Genomic DNA, 15,308 nt, shown 5'->3' on the forward strand with positions numbered 1-15,308 from the left:
GCTCAAAAAGTGACTTATAAATCTATCCAACGATGGCTTGAATTTGAAGTTCCTAATTTGCATGAATTGGAGCTAGACCGCGTCATTGCTTACGGTCACACTTGGAGTCCGACTCTTGAACTCGCACCCCGCGTACCTATTTTCCACGGTCACGCAGTCAATATTGACATGGCACTATCTGCCACCATTGCTGCACGCAGAGGCTACATCTCTGTAGAAGACAGAGACCGTATTTTAGGTTTGATGAGTCGTATTGGTTTAACCCTCGATCATCCTTTACTGGATGAAGAACTTCTATGGCGTGCTACTGAGTCGATTCGTCTCACCCGTGATGGTCTCCAGAGAGCAGCTATGCCTAGACCTATTGGTGAGTGCTTCTTTGTCAACGACTTTACTCGTAACGAACTAGCAGCAGCATTAGCTGAACATAGGGAAATCTGCAAAACTTATCCCCGAGGTGGTGACGGCGTAGATGTTTATCCGACCTATCAGTTAGAACCAGAACTTGTAGGAAGTGAAAAATAATGACTAATGTTGTTGAACAAGCCGCTGCTGCAAGACCTGTAACACCTTTGGGGATATTGGCGGAGCAATTAGAAAGTATTGTGCAAGAGGTTAATAAACAGACCGGTGTGTCTGCAGAACTCAAAGCCAAACTCAACTTTGCATGGCGTTTAGCAGCTGGTTTAGACCCGTATCTGGAAGAATGCACCACAAGCGAATCACTGGCTTTAGCAGCGCTTGCGAAAAAAACATCTGTTGAAGCATGGACTCAACGCTTTGATGAAGGTGCAACAGTCCGCCCATTGGAACAGGAAATGCTCTCTGGTCATGTTGAAGGACAAACTCTGAAAATGTTTATCCACATGACAAAAGCTAAGAGAGTACTCGAAATTGGGATGTTTACCGGCTATTCTGCACTTGCAATGGCGGAAGCATTACCAGCAGATGGGGAACTCGTCGCTTGCGAGGTCGACCCCTATACCGCTGAGTTCGGTAAAACTGTGTTTCGTGCATCTCCCCATGGGCAGAAAATTCGTGTGGAAGTCGGTTCGGCGCTAGAAACCTTAGATAAATTAGCCGAGGCTGGAGAATCCTTTGATTTTGTCTTTATCGATGCGGATAAAAAGGAGTACGTGCAGTACTTCCAAACATTACTCGATAAAAACTTGCTCAAAAGAGAAGGATTTATCTGTGTTGATAACACACTCCTTCAAGGACAGGTTTATTTACCCGTGGAAAATCGCACCGCCAACGGTGAAGCGATCGCTCAGTTTAACCGTGTTGTCGCTGCTGACAAGCGTGTCGAACAAGTGCTTTTGCCATTGCGTGATGGCTTAACCATCATTCGGCGAACATGCGATGTGGCTCCTTTAGGAGCATCACCCTAGAAAGTCTCACAGCCAAATTGCTAGGTTACGACTGACGCGGAGACGGGGAGACACGGGGACACGGAGAAGTTCTACCAGGCAAAGTTCGTTGGCGGACTACACACAAAGTGCTGAGTTTCAGCCCAATCACCTGTTTACAGGAATTTTCAGGTAATTAGACCACTGGATGAAAATTCCTGTAAACACAAGTAAGACTTCAAGAGTCAGAATAATTCATAATTTTCTCCTGACTCCTGAATTCTGACTCCTGAATTCTTGATGGAGACTTCTATGGCACAATCAATTGCTGAATTTCAAACAACGACTCAACCTATCTCTTTAGGATTAAAAGTAGCTGCTTTTTTCCAGAGCTTCGCTACCTTAATATTACTTCTATTGACACTGCCAATTAATGCCACTGTTGTTCTACTATCTATACTGTGGACTACATTGGCTCGTCCTTTTCACCGAAGGGAGCAGGCTGCACACCCTAAAAATATCCTCATCAGCGGTGGCAAAATGACTAAAGCATTGCAACTTGCTCGCTCATTTCATGCCGCAGGACATAGAGTTGTATTAATTGAAACTCACAAATATTGGCTATCAGGTCATCGGTTTTCTCAAGCTGTCGATAAATTTTATACAACTCCTGTTCCAGAAAAAGACCCAGATGCCTATACCCAGGCTCTTATTGACATTATCAAGAGAGAAAGTATCGATGTTTACATTCCTGTAACCAGCCCAGTAGCCAGTTACTACGACTCTCTTGCTAAACCAGCACTATCACAATACTGCGAAGTTTTTCATGTGGATGCTGATGTGTGTCAAATGCTGGACGATAAATATGCCTTCAGCGAAAAAGCACGTCAATTTGGGTTATCTGTTCCTAAATCCTTTGAAATAACTTCTCCCGAACAAGTCTTGAATTTTGACTTCTCCCATGAGACTCGTAAATACATTCTCAAGAGTATCCCTTATGACTCAGTGCGTCGATTAGATTTAACTAAACTACCTTGTGAAACTCCTAAAGAAACAGAAGCATTCGTTAGAAGTTTACCCATCAGTCCACAGAAGCCTTGGATTATGCAAGAATTTATTCCAGGTAAAGAATTCTGCACTCATAGTACTGTTCGGGATGGGAAATTACGGCTACACACCTGCTGTGAATCTTCGGCTTTTCAAGTTAACTACAAAAATGTAGAAAACCACAAAATTCGGCAATGGGTAACACATTTTTTTAGAGAGCTAAAAATTACCGGACAGATTTCCTTTGACTTTATTGAAACTGAAGACGGTGAAGTATACGCTATTGAATGTAACCCCAGAATTCACTCAGCAATTACCACATTTCACGACCATCCAGGAGTAGCAGATGCTTATCTCGGTGATAGTCAGAATGAGAACGAATTACCTATACAACCGCTTCCTGATAGTAAGCCTACTTATTGGTTATATCATGAAGTGTGGCGACTGAATGAAATTAGATCTTGGTCTCAATTACAAGCTTGGCTAGAGAAGATTATTCAAGGAACTGATGCGCTCTTTCAGATTGATGATCCTCTACCATTTTTAACAGTCCCCCACTGGCAAATTACCTTACTACTACTGGAAAATTTGAGAAAATTAAAGAGTTGGATAAGGATTGATTTTAATATTGGCAAATTAGTGGAATTAGGAGGGGACTAATACTATCATAAAACAGGTACAAAAATCTTGTTGGTAATTTGAAGGGTCAGTCGCTTCTCAGGAGCACGCCTACGCTGCTTGTCACGCTTGCTTCCCCGTAGGGTTACGCTCCAAGTCATAAATTTCAAACAAAGGTGGTATAATAAATTACAAGTAGCTTCTGTTTTATCTAGAGTGTTGTAAATTCCCGCTCGTACTTATGCAAAATCATTCCTGAGAAAATACCACCAGCTATAAAGATACTAATAATCACATGACTGACCAAATTGAAATCGCTAACCAGCAATCTGATAGCAAAATAACAGGGGCAATTATTGCTAGTTTTGTTGCTGTAGGGGTTTTTGGTATCGTGCCTATATTAATTCGATTAAGCGAAAATGAAATTAGCCCTAACACTACGATGTTTAATCGTTTTTGGATAGCGGCTGTAATTTTTGGACTGTGGCAAGAACTCTCACTTGTTCGTCAGCGTTTGTTGGGACAACAATTTATCACCAAGCAGTCATTTGATAACAAACAAATCCTATTACTGTTGCTAACAGGGGTATTTTTCTTCGCGACCCAGATTCTTTGGGCGTGGTCTTTAACTCAGACCAGTGTTGCAAACTCAGCATTGATACATAGTTTGACACCATTTTTTACTGCACTCGGAGGATACCTACTGTTCAATCAACGTTTTGGTTATAAATTTCTGGCTGGTCTTGCGATCGCATTTGTGGGAACAATTGTCCTTGGGTTAGAAGACCTACAAGTCACCACTATTAAACTTCAAGGTGACTTGCTTGCTTTATTTTCAGCACTATTCTGGAGTGCCTATCTTCTGACCATTGAAAAACTTCGGATACAACTAACAGCTATAAATATCCTGACATGGGTTTATAGGATTACTACGCTTTTGTTCATGCTGATTCTATTTACTACCCGTGACGAATGGTTTCCCCACTCTGTGAGCGGATGGCTGGATATTTTAGCTCTAGCTCTAACTCTTATTTTGGCGAATGGGTTGGTTGCATACAGCCTCAAATACTTATCTTCCAGCCTCATATCAACGATTAATCTTTTAGATCCAGTTGTAACTGCCTTTTTAGCTTGGGTTGTTTTTGCAGAAGCATTAAGTTCGTTAAATTTAATTGCTTTTGCTGTCATCATACTAGGTATTTATCTTACTCTAACCAGTGACAAAGGAATTGAACATGAAACAAATGAATTGTCTCTAGAACCAAGCGATCAAGTCTAGCGCTTGAGCGAAAGCTTTATCTCGTGTCTGTATTTAGAAAACGCCTTGCTCGCCTCCATCTGGGTTAACTTCCGCAAAATAACTCTGCCTAAGAAGATCAATCATGTCAGTACTTCGTATCCTTCACTTAGTTGGGTCTCCAGAAAATGATTTTTACTGTGATTTGTCTCGCCTTTACGCTGAAGGCTGTCTAGCAGCAACGGCAGATCCATCGCGGTATGACTTTCAGATTGCATATATTACACCAGACCGCCTCTGGCGATTTCCTCGTTCTCTTAGTCAAGAAGATATTGCTGTCGCCAAACCCATTCCTCTGTTTGAGGCTATACGGTTTCTAACATCTCAAAACATTGACCTCATGTTGCCGCAAATGTTTTGTATCCTAGGAATGACGCACTACCGTGCACTATTCGACCTACTCAAGATCCCTTACATAGGGAACACTCCAGATGTTATGGCAATCTCGACCAACAAAGCGACAACTAAAGCAATTGTTGAAGCCCTAGGGGTCAAAGTGCCTCGTGGAGAAGTACTCCGCAAAGGAGATGTCCCGACAATTATACCTCCAGCAGTTGTTAAACCAGCAAGTTCCGCCGACTCTTTCGGAGTGTCCTTAGTTAAGGACACTACCGAGTATGGTGCTGCTTTGAAGAAAGCATTTGAATATGCTTCGGAGGTGATCGTAGAACCATTCATTGAACTTGGTCGAGAAGTCAGAGGAGGTGTCATTGTCAAAGATGGGGAGCTAGTTGGTTTACCTCTTGAAGAGTATCTACTAGACCCCGACGACAAACCCATCCGCACCTATGCTGACAAACTTCAACAAAGCGAAGATGGCAATTTACGTTTCGCCGCCAAAGATAATAAAAAATCTTGGATTGTAAACCCCAACGACCCGATTACCCAAAAAGTTCAACAAGTTGCTAAGAAATGTCATCAAGCTTTAGGCTGTCGCCACTACAGTTTATTTGACTTCCGGATTGATCCAGACGGGCAACCTTGGTTCTTAGAAGCAGGTTTGTATTGTTCTTTTTCTCCGAAAAGTGTGATTTCCTCTATGGCAAATGCTGCGGGAATTCCTTTAAATGAATTATTAATGACGGCGATTAATGAAACATTAACCACCGCCTAATTGTGATTATTTCTTTCGGGTTCAAAGATGAATTTTCTCTAATAATTTAGTTCTATTTTAGGAAAGACATCACAGTCTAGCTGTTCCCCATTTTTCAGAGTTTTCATTGAATTAAACCCTGGAATATTAATTTCTTCAACAGGTATGTAAGGCCATGTATTTGGGCGGTATTTGTAAGTGACATCATCTCCAGACCAATTAGTGACTATCGCACGTCTTACAGAAAAAGATGTATTGCTTACAGAATGATGAATCGTCAGAAAATGATGTATTAAGCAATCTCCAGGTTCCATATCCCAATATATAACCTCTCGTGGCTCTGACTCTAAAAACCAGGGATTTTCTAATCTGTCATCTAACTCTTTTTTCCATAGATGGGAGCCTTTGATATATTCCAATCGACCATTTTCTTTAGTTACAGGATCTAATGCAAGCCAGATCTTACAACACTTCCAACCTTGTACGGGCCAGTATGGCTGATCATTATGCCATACAACACTGCTTTGTGCAGTTGGCTTTTTCACAAAGAAACCATCACTCAAAAAGTTGAGTTTTTCCGATTTTAAAACTTGAGCAGCAAGTGTTGGCAAAGGAGATTCAAAAACTAAAGCGCGGAAGTCAGCATCTTTTAGCCAGAGTCCATAATCATGCGTGACATGCACTCCTTTTTTCTGGCTTCCCCTAATTCCCACACTATTTGAAAGATTTCTCTCAAGAGCAGTTCGCATTCTTTCTATCCAGTTATTATCCACAGCTTTTTTGATGTGGATAACACCATCTCGCTCGAAATCTTTAACTTGTTGGGAACTAATTGTTCCTGTGCCTACTTTAGCCATTTTCTTGTGATGTTACTTGGAAAATAATTAAGTGTATGTATAACCATATTAATCCCTATTTTATAACTATGGTGAGATAAAAATCGAGGCTAAATGATTAAAATTAGAGTTAGTAAGGAGATTAGTGATCGCGAACACGGAAGGAAATTTTTTTCATCCTTTGCGATAAAACTTGTTTCATTTCGACTAACTTTTCAAACTAGGTGCTTTCCAGCAGTAAACCAAGCGTCGAGTACTGGCTCATGAGTGACTTCCCCAAAGGGGCTGACTTCTGTACTCTGTTGTAAAATTTTGACCAGGAGAAATAAAAATTGTTAGGAACAACTTCAGCATCTAAAAAACTTGCTCAGATGATCTATGGCTACTGGCAAAGCCAGTGCTTGTATGTGGCAACAAACTTAGGTATACCTAATCTCTTACAGTCAGGATCAATGACTGTAGAAACCATCGCCAAAGAGACTTCTACAAAAGTAGAAACTCTCTATGTTGTTCTCCGTGCTTTAGCTCATTTAGGTGTGTTTGTAGAGAAGCCTGGACGTGTATTTGCAGCAACAGAACTCTCAAATCTCTTGATTACAAATGCAGAGCCTTCTCTTGGACATTTTCTAATGCATATTACAGAACCCTCTATGTGGGACGCTTGGAGGGAATTAGGAAATTCGTTGAAAACAGGAGAAGTTGCTTTTGAAAGAGCAAACGGGAAGAAATTTTACGAATTTTTCATGACGGAAAATCCTGAGTATAGGAATCTGTTCAATAATTCCATGACTTTTTTAACGAATCAGGCAGTTGATTCAGTATTTGAAGTTTATGACTTCGGTCAATATGGTACAGTTATGGATGTTGGAGGTAATCAAGGCGCACTGATTTCCCATATTGTTAAAAAATTCGGCTGTAAAGGCATGTTGTTTGATCTACCCCATGAGGTCAAAACAGCTCCAGCTTTCCTCGCAAAACAGGGACTCGATGAAGATGCTGTGCAAATCATTGCCGGTAACGCTCTGGAGGAGATTCCAAAGGGTGCAGATGCGATCGTAATGAAGTATTTCCTCTCAGTATTCAGTTCTCAAGACAGCATCAAGGTATTGACTCGGTGTAGAGAGGCTTTACCAAAACACGGTAGAATAATACTCCTCCAGACACTAGTCCCGCCCCGTGGAGCACCAGTAGAATATCCAGATGGAACTATACCAGCTCTTGCTGCAGTTCAGATGATGGTAACAAATCCAGGGGGTTACTGGCGCACAGAACAAGAGTATAAGGAGTTGTTTTATAATAGCGGGTTTCAACTAGAAAAAATCATTTATACCGGAACAAGTCTGACGGTGATGGAATTTAGAGTCAATAACGAGCTATAATTGGTACATATGTATTACTAAATACACTTAGTAACTTTCCTGTACCAAATTAATGCTTAAGGCTAAACTCAAACTGTCGTATGAACAGTTATTAGCAGCACCAACTACAATAGCACTTGCTTCATTAGTAGTCAGCTTAGTAGCTCTATCTTTCTCTCCAATTCTAATCCGCTTGAGTGAAGGCGAACTAGGTCCAAATGCAACAATCTTTAATCGTTTCTGGATCTCTACGATCGCCTTTACAATGTGGAATGGATTCACAACGGTGCGTCAGCAATTGTCTGATAATCAACCGCAAGAACCGCAACCTTACACAATCCGACAACTCTTGCTCCTGTTAGGAGTAGGATTTGTGATGTTTGCAACTCTTGCTCTCTGGGCATGGTCATTAGCTCACACCACCGTTGCTAACTCTACGCTCATGCACAATTTAGCTCCACTGTTCACCGTTTTAGGGGGGTGGCTCTTTTGGGGCAAGCGCTTTGACACTAAATTCTTGAGTGGTATGCTTGTAGCGATCGCCGGAGCTTGCCTGCTAGCATACCATGACTTCTCATCCGCTGGTGACAAACTCCAAGGAGATATAGCAGCGTTACTGTCAGCAGGGTTTCTCGGTCTATACCCACTCCTAGTTGAACAACTGCGAACTCAATTTAGTCCGATAACTATCATGACTTGGTGTTCTGTGATCGGCACCGTGTTGCTTTTGCCTATTGTTATTCTTACTGAAGATAAGCTTTTTCCCTATTCTTTACAGGAGTGGATTTATGTAACTTTTCTAGCATTAATATGTCAAATACTAGGGTTAGTTCTCTATGCTTATTCCCTGAGAAAGTTATCTTCAGGATTTGTCTCTTTATGTGATCTGTTTGTTCCCGTCCTTAGCACACAGGAAGCTTGGTTACTCTTTTCAGAAAAACCAAGCTGGGTTACATTCGTCAGTTTTGCTGTGATTCTGTTAGGGGTATATGTTACTTCAACTAGCCAATCTGCTATTAAAGGAGAAGTTGAATCAGCAAACTAGGTAAGTTGGGGAATAAGTAACCTGCTCTATTCCCTCTCTCCATCAAGGAATTTAATCTTGTCCAACTACTAACTATGAAAAATCTTCCAATTTCTATTTCAGAAGACATAAGATTACGGTTTTTACGTGATGACGAGAAAAGCTTTTTAAGTCAGGAAAAAGAACTGCCTCTAGTGCTCGAGCCAGCTGAGGATAAATCCTTTGAAGTTCTGACGCTATTACTCAGCAAAAGCCGTGACTGGTTCAATCATCAACTCGATACATATGGAGCAATTTTATTTCGGGGATTTGACGTTGAGAATGCACAGCAATTTCAAACAATTCTAGAGATGCTGAATATCCAACTAGAGTCAGTTTATCACTTTGGTAGCGCTCATCGGGTACGAATCACTGATAAAGTCTTCACATCTTCAGAGGCTCCACCGGATACAATTATTGCTCCTCACAATGAACTCAATATGGTACCAACACGCCCCGGTGCACTTGCTTTCTTTTGCCAAGTAGAGCCGGACTTATATGGCGAGACTCCCATTATAAATACCGAAAAGTTATTTTCTGATTTATCTCCCAGTTTACAGAAAAAATTTGCTACATTTCCTCAGCGATTTGTACGATATGTTCCTAACCATCTATTAGATCTAGTCTTCGAGGGACTATCGCAAGAGGAAATTACGAAACTTCTACAAGAACAAGGATTTGATTTTACTTGGGAAGATGATGGCTCTCTTTATTTTGAATGTTCTTATATTACCTTATTCAGTCACCCGAGAACGAATAACCTCTGCTTTTGCCTTAGCATTGTTGATTCTTTAGTTAGTAGACAATGGTATCGAAATATTGGGGGACGGTATTCTTTTTGGAAAAAGCTTTATTACAACTGGCTACCAGCGGAATTATACAAAAGTTTTCAGCAAAAATTAACAACAGCAGCAACCGTTGTTGATGGTTCGCAAAAAAGAACCAGTAGCCTTAATGCGTATTTTTTGAACAAAGATGGTCAATCTACTACGCTCACAGAAGCAGAAGCGAAAGAATTGGGAGAAGCTGAATGGAAAAACGCAGTCATCTTTCAATGGAAGCAAGGCGATATTCTCATTATCGATAACTTACAAGTTGCTCACAGTAGACTTAATACTAAACTTAAGCGAAAAATCCTTACTGCTTTTGGAAATATGTGCAGCATTCGTGATATGAAACCGGCTGCATTAAGCAAGCAGTATTAAAAAAATATCTCGATTGTCAATTACATAGAAACAAGTGATTACATATGCCACCATCAGAACTTAAAGAATATTGGGAAAAGCAGTTATCTGGGGAATTGCCCTTACTCGAATTACCGACTAGGTTGCCTCGCTCATCTATAAAAAATTATAATTGCTCCAATTATAGCTTTTTAATCAACAATAAATTAACTACTTTACTAAAAAAACTAGCTAATAGTCAAAGTGTTAGCCTTGATAACCTTCTTTTAGCTGCATTTAAAGTTCTGCTTTACCGTTATACAAATGAACCAGATATTCTGGTTGGGCTATTGCTAAGCCAGCAGGATAGAGATGCTAACGTAGTTGTTTCACGAGATTTTATCTCTGAAAATATTTCATTTAAGAAGTTTCTGCATCAAGTAAGTTATTCCGTCTCAGAAATTAGGGGTTATCAGGATTATCCCTTTGCTTTATTGGTAAATCAATTACAGCAACAATCTAACTCAAGCCATTCACCTATTTGTCAAGCTTCATTTACATTCTCGAATGTCAGTCAACACGAAAGTTCAACGTTATTAGAGACAGCCGCTAAGACATACGAGACAAATTGCGTTCAACTAGAACTAGAAGACTGGGATTTACCCCAGGAAAAAGTAGAATTTGATTTAAGCTTGAAAGTGGTCGAGCTTTCTGAATCATTACTAGGTTACTTTAAATACAACAGCAATCTATTAGATCAAGCGACAGTTGCTCAAATCGGCGAACATTTTCAAAATTTACTAGAAAGTATTGTATCAAATCCAGAACAGCCAGTAGCTGAGCTACCAATCTTAAGCGAGAGTGAACAAGAGAAAATACTGGTTGAGTGGAATGCTACTGAAAAAAATTATGATTCTACGATTTGTCTCCATCAATTAATTGAAGCACAGGTAGAGCGATCGCCAGATGCAATAGCAGTTTCCTTTGCAGGAGAACACCTAACCTATCGTGAACTAAATGAGCGTGCAAATCAACTAGCACACTACTTACAAACACTGGGAGTAAAACCAGAGATATTAGTGGGTATCTGTGTTGAGCGTTCTTTAGAAATGCTAGTGGGATTGTTGGGTATTCTCAAAGCTGGTGCAGCCTATCTACCCTTAGATCCAGATTATCCACAAGAACGCTTGGAATTAATCTTATCTGATTCTCAAGTACCAGTGCTGCTGACTGATAGTCAAAAGTTATATGCTGATGCTCAACAGAGGAAAGTTATCTGTTTAGCTAAAAACCAAGACAATATTGCTACCTATAGCAAAAACAATCCTACAGCACGTGCGATCGCTAACAATCTAGCCTATGTTATCTATACTTCCGGCTCAACTGGCAAACCCAAAGGAGTAGAAATTCCTCACGGTGCTGTAGTCAATTTCTTAAAATCCATGCAGTATGAACCCGGCATCACGGCATCAGATGTACTTTTAGCAGTAACTACAATATCATTTGATATTGCTGCGTTGGAATTATATCTGCCCTTAATTACAGGCGCTAAGGTGGTATTAGCTAGCCGAAAAGTAGCTAGTGATGGTAGGCTACTCAAAGAGTTAATTGATACTGCTGGCGCTACAGTTATGCAAGCCACCCCAGCTAGTTGGCGGATGTTGCTGGCGGCTGGATGGAGTGGTTCCCCGCGATTGAAAATTCTCTGCGGCGGAGAAGGTTTAACCAGTGACTTAGCACAGAACTTATTACAAAAAGGTTCTGCTGTATGGAATCTCTATGGACCAACTGAAACTACTATTTGGTCAACTGTTTGTAAAGTAGAACCTGAGAAATTATCTCATGCTTTAGTTCCCATTGGTCGTCCCATTGCGAATACACAAACTTACATACTAGATACCCATCTCCAACCAGTTCCAGTAGGAGTTCTTGGGGAATTGTACATAGGTGGTGTTGGAGTTGCACGCGGTTACCTCAACCGTCCCGAACTGACTGCGGAACGGTTTATTGACAATCCTTTTTTACCTGGTTCCCGTTTTTACAAAACTGGTGATTTAGTTCGTTATTTGCAAGATGGTAATATTGAGTACGTTAGCCGAATAGACCATCAAGTAAAAATTCGTGGTTTTCGGATCGAACTTGGGGAAATCGAAAACGCTTTATGTGCTCATCCACATGTTCGAGAGGCGGTTGTCATTACCCGTAGCGATCATCGCCTGGAAGAAAAACAGATAGTAGCTTATATCACTGCTAGACAAGAGCAACCCACCCCTGACATGCTCCGTGATTTTCTCTCACAGAAGCTACCAGATTATATGGTGCCAATAGCCTTTGTTATATTGGATCCCTTACCCTTAACTCCTAGTGGAAAAGTAAACCGTCGCGCTTTACCGAAACCAACGGTTTCTAGCTTCAGTCAACGCAACCAATTTATTGCACCGCGCAACGATACCGAATCGGAACTAGCAAAAATCTGGTCAGAGGTTTTAAACATTCAGCCAATAGGTGTTAAAGATAACTTCTTTCAAATTGGTGGAAATTCTCTTTCGGCAGTCTTTTTAATAGCTGCAATTGGAGAGCAGTTTGGTAAAGAATTACCTTTATCAGCAATCCTCACCAATTCTACCATTGAGGAGTTTGCAAACCTTCTTGATACCACAAATACTTTTGATCATTCACCCCTGATTCCCATCCAACCAAAAGGTAACAAGCAACCATTTTTCTGCGTACATCCCGCAGGAGGTCATGTAATGTGCTACTTTAAACTAGCGCATTATCTAGATACTGATCAACCGTTTTATGGCTTGCAAGCACAAGGGTTTCATGCAGAAGAAGAACCCTTAACGCGAGTCGAAGATATGGCAAGTTTATACATCAACGCAATTCGGAAGTTTCAGCCTGATGGTCCCTATTCTATTGGTGGTTGGTCATTTGGGGGAGTTGTCGCGTATGAAATGGCGCAGCAATTACACAAACAGGGACATGAAGTTTCTTTGTTAGCAATAGTAGATTCTTATGTTCCAATTCTCTTAGATAAAAATAAGAAAATTGACCCTCCCTATTTGGTTGGGGTTCTTTCCAGGTATTTTGGCGGAATGTTAGGTCAGGACAATCTCATAACACCTGATGAAATCAAGCATTTAAGTATTAACGAACAAATCAACTATATCCTTGATAAGGCTGTAGAAGTTAAGATATTACCGCCATCAAATCAAAGTCAACAAAACCGACGCATTCTTGATGTTTTAGTTGGAACTTTAAAAGCAACTTATTCCTACAAGCAAGAGCCGTATCCTGGAAAAGTCACCGTATTTAGAACTAGAGAAAAGCATATCATGGCACCAGATCCAACTCTTGTTTGGGTGGAATTATTCTCGATTATGGATGCGGAGGATATTCAAATTGTTGATGTTTCCGGTAATCACTACACATGCATTTTAGAGCCTCATGTACAAGTCTTAGCAGAAAGCTTGAAATCATATTTGGGAGAATTTTAAAAAGGAGTCAGGAGTCAGAATTCAGGAATCAGAATACCCGATGCCTGAAGTCAGGGGTTTCATTCAACGACATTTAACATTATCGCCATGATTGAAATCGGGAGCTTCAGACCAAGATTCATCCACCAGTCGCACTCAGGTAAATTCTGAATTCTGGCTCCTGACTCCTGAATTCTTCTTTGGTGATAATTCCTGAAAAAGTGGTATAATTTGCTTCTCTCTCAGGGAGAAGTGGAATCTTACCATGAAAAAACGATATTTTTTACAGACTGGGGCAATACTAGTTGGTAGTATATGCTTATCACGCTATTTCACCGCCAGGTCAGAAGTCAAGACCACTGTAAACGATAAGTTTGAAATCACTAAAACTGAGGAAGAGTGGCGCAAAATTTTAACACCAGAACAATTTCGCGTTTTGCGTAAGCATGGAACTGAAATTGCTGGGACTAGCCCGCTTGATAAAGAATATGGGAAGGGTACTTATTTTTGTGCTGCGTGCGATTTGCCTTTGTTTACGTCTGATACTAAATTTAATAGTGGTACAGGTTGGCCAAGTTTTTATGCACCTATTGAAGGAGCGATCGCGACATCTGTTGACAACTCTTTTTTAATGACCAGAGTTGAAGTGCATTGTCGTCGCTGTGGTGGACATTTAGGTCATGTGTTTGATGATGGTCCCCCACCTACTGGTAAGCGTTATTGCATGAATGGGGTGGCTTTGAAGTTTGTACAGGTTAAGGCGTAAGTCTTTGGTTACGCGATCGCCACTTCCGAGTGAGACAATTACCTATATAAGTTTTATAGAGATGCTTTGTCCATCATCATTTTAGAGGTATCTAACAGCGAAACTGCTATTTTAATGTAACTGTGTTGCTATGTAAAAAATTTTCCCCTTTTCTGGCACTTCTTGCGATTTTTAAATTCTTTAATTTGCATCGACATCATCACAAATATGGCGATCGCGATCGTCTGGCTTCATACCATTATTCGGATTGTGTAAATAATCATGTAGCCATGTGCAACCACGGTTAAGTAAATCATTGAGATTGAAATTCAAAGTCCACAGTTTCACAGTTTTGTCCAAACTAGCAGAGGCAAGTGTTTTACCATCAGGATTGTATGCTACTCCCCAAACCGCAGAATCATGCCCCTTGAGGGTAGTGATTAAGGAGCCATCAGTACGCCACAGTTTCACCGTTTTGTCATCACTAACAGAAACAAAAGTTTTACTATCAGGATTGTATGCTACACCATTAACCTTATCCTCATGCCCTTTGAGGGTAGTAATTAAGGAGCCATCAGTGCGCCACAGTTTCACTGTTTTGTCCCTACTAGCAGAGGCCAGTGTTTTACCATCAGGACTATAGGCTACACCAAAAACCGCATCCTCATGCCCTTTGAGGGTAGTGATTAAGGAGCCATCAGTGCGCCACAGTTTCACCGTTTTGTCGTAACTAGCAGAGGCAAGTGTTTTACCATCAGGACTGTATGCTACACCAATAACCAGATCCTCATGCCCTTTGAGGGTAGTGATTAAGGAGCCATCAGTACGCCACAGTTTCACCGTTTTGTCCTCACTAGCAGAGGCAAGTGTTTTACCATCAGGACTATATGCTACACCAATAACCACATCCTCATGCCCTTTGAGGGTAGTAATTAAGGAGCCATCAGTGCGCCACAGTTTCACCGTTTTGTCCCTACTAGCAGAGGCAAGTGTTTTACCATCAGGACTATAGGCTACACCATTAACCGCATCCTCATGCCCTTTGAGGGTAGTAATTAAGGAGCCATCAGTGCGCCACAGTTTCACCGTTTTGTCCCTACTAGCAGAGGCAAGTGTTTTACCATCAGGACTGTAGGCTACACCAAAAACCGCATCCTCATGCCCTTTGAGGGTAGTGATTAAGGAGCCATCAGTGCGCCACAGTTTCACCGTTTTGTCCCAACTAGCAGAGGGAAGGGAATAACGTCGAGGAGGGTAGGCGTG

At 41.0% G+C, this 15,308-nt stretch carries 12 protein-coding genes; 10 read left to right on the forward strand and 2 right to left on the reverse strand.

From position 1 onward, the window contains the following. The 5 genes from G4P69_RS31865 to G4P69_RS31885 all read left to right on the forward strand — a co-directional run. A partial coding sequence (locus G4P69_RS31865; protein WP_422614400.1) for a 3-dehydroquinate synthase family protein occupies positions 1–525 on the forward strand: 525 nt, incomplete at its 5' end. Then, positions 525–1,391 (forward strand): O-methyltransferase, encoded by an 867-nt coding sequence (locus tag G4P69_RS31870; RefSeq protein WP_208353699.1) that lies wholly within the window; start codon positions 525–527, stop codon positions 1,389–1,391. The genes G4P69_RS31865 and G4P69_RS31870, both read left to right, overlap by 1 nt. Positions 1,392–1,661: 270 nt before the next feature. Beyond that, a complete protein-coding gene (locus tag G4P69_RS31875; protein WP_208353703.1) occupies positions 1,662–3,056 on the forward strand; it encodes an ATP-grasp domain-containing protein in 1,395 nt (464 codons plus the stop codon). Between the two features lie 253 nt (positions 3,057–3,309). After that, complete coding sequence (locus G4P69_RS31880; RefSeq protein WP_208353706.1) at positions 3,310–4,293, forward strand: DMT family transporter; 984 nt, start codon at positions 3,310–3,312, stop codon at positions 4,291–4,293. A 103-nt stretch (positions 4,294–4,396) separates the two neighbouring features. Beyond that, complete coding sequence (locus G4P69_RS31885) at positions 4,397–5,425, forward strand: D-alanine--D-alanine ligase family protein (RefSeq protein WP_208353708.1); 1,029 nt, start codon at positions 4,397–4,399, stop codon at positions 5,423–5,425. Positions 5,426–5,463: 38 nt separating this feature from the next. Here G4P69_RS31885 and G4P69_RS31890 read toward each other — a convergent pair whose 3' ends face one another. After that, positions 5,464–6,261: a phytanoyl-CoA dioxygenase family protein gene (locus G4P69_RS31890; protein WP_208353710.1), complete on the reverse strand. Its 798-nt coding sequence runs from the start codon at positions 6,259–6,261 to the stop codon at positions 5,464–5,466. Positions 6,262–6,572: 311 nt separating this feature from the next. On the opposite strand from G4P69_RS31890, the gene G4P69_RS31895 reads away from it, so the two are divergent. The 5 genes from G4P69_RS31895 (at position 6,573) to msrB (ending at position 14,066) form a co-directional block, all read left to right on the forward strand. Further along, positions 6,573–7,619 carry an acetylserotonin O-methyltransferase gene (locus tag G4P69_RS31895; protein WP_243903107.1) on the forward strand — a complete coding sequence of 349 codons (1,047 nt, stop codon included), beginning with the start codon at positions 6,573–6,575 and terminating at the stop codon, positions 7,617–7,619. A gap of 52 nt (positions 7,620–7,671) precedes the next feature. Continuing rightward, complete coding sequence (locus G4P69_RS31900; protein WP_208353713.1) at positions 7,672–8,643, forward strand: DMT family transporter; 972 nt, start codon at positions 7,672–7,674, stop codon at positions 8,641–8,643. A gap of 74 nt (positions 8,644–8,717) precedes the next feature. Further along, the gene (locus tag G4P69_RS31905; RefSeq protein ID WP_208353721.1) at positions 8,718–9,866 is read left to right on the forward strand and encodes a TauD/TfdA family dioxygenase; all 1,149 of its coding nucleotides are present in this window, start codon (positions 8,718–8,720) and stop codon (positions 9,864–9,866) included. Positions 9,867–9,910: 44 nt separating this feature from the next. After that, positions 9,911–13,321 (forward strand): non-ribosomal peptide synthetase, encoded by a 3,411-nt coding sequence (locus G4P69_RS31910; protein ID WP_208353729.1) that lies wholly within the window; start codon positions 9,911–9,913, stop codon positions 13,319–13,321. A 244-nt stretch (positions 13,322–13,565) separates the two neighbouring features. Then, positions 13,566–14,066: a peptide-methionine (R)-S-oxide reductase MsrB gene (msrB, locus tag G4P69_RS31915; RefSeq protein ID WP_208353734.1), complete on the forward strand. Its 501-nt coding sequence runs from the start codon at positions 13,566–13,568 to the stop codon at positions 14,064–14,066. 180 nt (positions 14,067–14,246) lie between these two features. Here the strand turns inward: msrB and G4P69_RS31920 are convergent. Then, the coding region (locus tag G4P69_RS31920) for a WD40 repeat domain-containing protein (RefSeq protein WP_208353736.1) at positions 14,247–15,308 on the reverse strand (1,062 nt) is incomplete at its 5' end.

It is taken from the genome of Aetokthonos hydrillicola CCALA 1050, assembly GCF_017591665.1.
In the GTDB taxonomy this organism is placed as follows: domain Bacteria; phylum Cyanobacteriota; class Cyanobacteriia; order Cyanobacteriales; family Nostocaceae; genus Aetokthonos; species Aetokthonos hydrillicola.

Coding starts and splice junctions, on each gene's coding strand:
- G4P69_RS31880 (WP_208353706.1), top strand. CDS start 3,310: ATGACTGACCAAATTGAAATCGCTAACCAGCAATCTGATAGCAAAATA.
- G4P69_RS31900 (WP_208353713.1), top strand. CDS start 7,672: ATGCTTAAGGCTAAACTCAAACTGTCGTATGAACAGTTATTAGCAGCA.
- G4P69_RS31905 (WP_208353721.1), top strand. CDS start 8,718: ATGAAAAATCTTCCAATTTCTATTTCAGAAGACATAAGATTACGGTTT.
- G4P69_RS31875 (WP_208353703.1), top strand. CDS start 1,662: ATGGCACAATCAATTGCTGAATTTCAAACAACGACTCAACCTATCTCT.
- G4P69_RS31890 (WP_208353710.1), bottom strand. CDS start 6,261: ATGGCTAAAGTAGGCACAGGAACAATTAGTTCCCAACAAGTTAAAGAT.
- G4P69_RS31910 (WP_208353729.1), top strand. CDS start 9,911: ATGCCACCATCAGAACTTAAAGAATATTGGGAAAAGCAGTTATCTGGG.
- msrB (WP_208353734.1), top strand. CDS start 13,566: ATGAAAAAACGATATTTTTTACAGACTGGGGCAATACTAGTTGGTAGT.
- G4P69_RS31870 (WP_208353699.1), top strand. CDS start 525: ATGACTAATGTTGTTGAACAAGCCGCTGCTGCAAGACCTGTAACACCT.
- G4P69_RS31885 (WP_208353708.1), top strand. CDS start 4,397: ATGTCAGTACTTCGTATCCTTCACTTAGTTGGGTCTCCAGAAAATGAT.